Source organism: Vibrio sp. 2CM40D (assembly GCF_023161825.1).
Lineage (GTDB): Bacteria > Pseudomonadota > Gammaproteobacteria > Enterobacterales > Vibrionaceae > Vibrio > Vibrio alginolyticus.
Map to the genome: position 1 here is coordinate 1 of NZ_JALNTL010000030.1, position 1118 is coordinate 1118.

At 43.9% G+C, this 1118-nt stretch carries 2 protein-coding genes; one reads left to right on the forward strand and one right to left on the reverse strand.

Going from position 1 to position 1118, the window contains the following annotated elements:
- Positions 1-619, reverse strand: a 619-nt coding sequence (locus MTF70_RS24245) for an AraC family ligand binding domain-containing protein (RefSeq protein ID WP_205461664.1), incomplete at its 3' end; no start/stop codon positions are given.
- Positions 620-741: 122 nt separating this feature from the next.
- Here MTF70_RS24245 and MTF70_RS24250 point away from each other — a divergent pair.
- Positions 742-1118, forward strand: a 377-nt coding sequence (locus MTF70_RS24250; protein ID WP_205461663.1) for a sulfite exporter TauE/SafE family protein, incomplete at its 3' end; no start/stop codon positions are given.

A 1118-nucleotide genomic window follows, 5' to 3' on the forward strand; every position in this document is an offset into this window, starting at 1 on the left:
TAAAACTCATGTTTAACTCACTTCGAATCAATCGTCTTAACGTCCGAGATGAGACTGCCCCAATATTGGCCCAATGCTCCACAGAATGTTTGCTGTTTGGGTCTATTAAAATTGCTTGAGTAACTTTTTGCAGTCTCGGATCTCTGGGCAGCGGGATGTGGAGTGACTCATGAGGGCTATTGACGATTTCATCGGATATTACGGCAAGAATACGTAAAGACTGTATGGATAGATCGTCTGTTTTGCTCCATATCGATGCTCTAACCGATAGGGCTTTCAACACATCGCTCATTTGGATAACACAAGGTCTCATTGGAAACCGCTCACAACTCTCTGGAGTAAACAGTAATGAACGACCTTTCAGAGAACCACAAAAATAAACACTGTGCATCGCACCCGGGGGGATCCAACCAGCTCGGTGAGGTGGTAGTATCCACGTTCCTTCATCGGTTTTGACCTGAATTAGCCCTTCATCTATACACAGTAACTGGCCTCGATGATGACTGTGCCAATTATGTGGCCGTTGATCCAAATGGTTGAAGTCGCTCCTTTCATGCTGCCACTCCTTAACGATCAGTGCGGCGCCATTTTTCCATTCGCTGTAATCAGAGTTTGTCACTTTATTTACTCAATTCCATTTTGGCCATTATTCATTATTTTCTGTCCTCTTAACGTTACCATAGCAAGTTAGCGTTCGAGTAACATTTTAGCAACGACCATTTTATCGAAGGCAGAACCATCATGAACGAACCTATCTTTATTATCTATTACATTACGGCAGGCTTGGGCATTGGCTTTCTCGCAGGACTCGTTGGTGTGGGTGGTGGTGGAATGGCCGTCCCTATTTTTGCGTTTCTATTTTCACTACAGGGAATAGCTGATACGGAAGTAGTGCATCTTGCGTTGGGGACATCAATGGCTTCGATGATTGTTACAACATTGGGCAGCATGCGCGCTCACTACAAAAAAGAGAATGTAGACTCGACAATGGTAGTAAAAATGTTGAGCGGAGTTCTAGTCGGAACATTTTGCGCCACATTCGTAGCATCGTATCTACAAGGAGTCTATCTGGCAGGCTTTTTCAGCGTATTCATGTTGTATGTTGCTTATAAGATGTT